The 1,380-nt window shown below is 38.9% G+C and carries 1 protein-coding gene; it reads right to left on the reverse strand.

The features are described 5' to 3' along the window. Positions 1-809: IS256 family transposase (locus G337_RS0119365; protein WP_028865310.1), on the reverse strand; the 809-nt coding region annotated here is incomplete at its 3' end. Between the last annotated feature and the right edge of the window lie 571 nt (positions 810-1,380).

Below are 1,380 nucleotides of genomic sequence, written 5' to 3' on the forward strand. Positions count from 1 at the left end.
ATAAATGCTTTTTGATTCTTAGAAGCCACGTATTTCATTGAATTGCGGATTTGATGAATAACGCACAGCTGAGTCTCGGTTTCAGGGAAAATAGTCGCAATTGCCTCTGGAAAGCCGGTTAAGCCGTCAACGCAAGCAATGAGGATATCTTTAACACCGCGATTATTAAGATCGGTCAACACTGAAAGCCAGTAATTGGCACCTTCATTTTCAGATAAATGTAAGCCTAATACCTCTTTTTTACCCTGCATATTGAGCGCTAACAACGTGTAAACAGCCTTGCTGATATAACGGCCGTCTTCTTTAACTTTGTAGTGAATAGCATCAAGCCAAACGATAGGATAATGGCTGTCTAACGGCCTTTGCTGCCATGCTTTTAGTTCTGGTATTAGCTTGTCAGTTACAGCACTTATCATGCCTGTAGCGACGTTCATGCCATACATATCTTCAATGTGCTTATGAATATCACGATAACTCATTCCCATACTGAACATGGAAAGTATTTTTTCATCTATTTCATCAGAGAGTGTGGTTTGATTTTTTTTAACCAGTTGAGGTTCAAAACTACCGCTACGATCTCTTGGAGTATTAAGCTCAAAGCTCCCGACAGCTGACTTTACGGTTTTAGTTCTAGAGCCATTTTTCCGATTAGGCTGCTGGTCGTTATCCTGGTGTTGTTCAATCTCGGCTTGAAGTGCCACTTCGGTTAACTGCTTGATAAGAGATGTGAGTACACCATCTTTACCGTTAAGGTTCTTGCCTGCTTGAAGATCTTTAACAGCATCGTTAAAGTTAAATTTATTTGTCATGTGTCATTCCTGTTTTAATCTATTTTACTGAAATGACACATATTTTTGAACACTACCTTAAAATGCGCTAGCCGTGCTTAAGCTTATCTTTTTCATCATTTATTTTTGCACTAATAGGCGAACCAAGCTCATAGATTCTTCATTACCTCCCATTTGAATTATGCCTACACATCGATAAGCAGCTAGTAGAGAAATACCTGTTTGTTTTTTTGTAAAAAATACTAGTGCTATTTCCAATTAATTTTGATTAGTTGATTTTATGAGTTTGCCGTACGCTTTGTTAAGTTTTGAACGTGCGGCATCTACATCTAACATCCAGTTTATCGTTTCTTTTTTCTCATTGCGTTTAAGCGCGCAAGCGGATAACTCCCGCTTTAACGTATCTATCGCCTGTCCAGACACTGTTTACTCATAACTCCAATCTCTATTTCCGCCATATTCAGCCAGCTGCATGCTTCGGAGTGTAATGAAATTCCAGTTTATTTCCAGCTTTAAGTGGTAAAAACCACCGTCTTCAGACGGTGCATTTGATTTTAAATATTTTGATTTTGCGTGCACATGAGGTGCGCTC

Origin of the sequence: Psychromonas aquimarina ATCC BAA-1526 (genome assembly GCF_000428725.1) — a bacterium.
Classification (GTDB): Bacteria; Pseudomonadota; Gammaproteobacteria; order Enterobacterales; family Psychromonadaceae; genus Psychromonas; species Psychromonas aquimarina.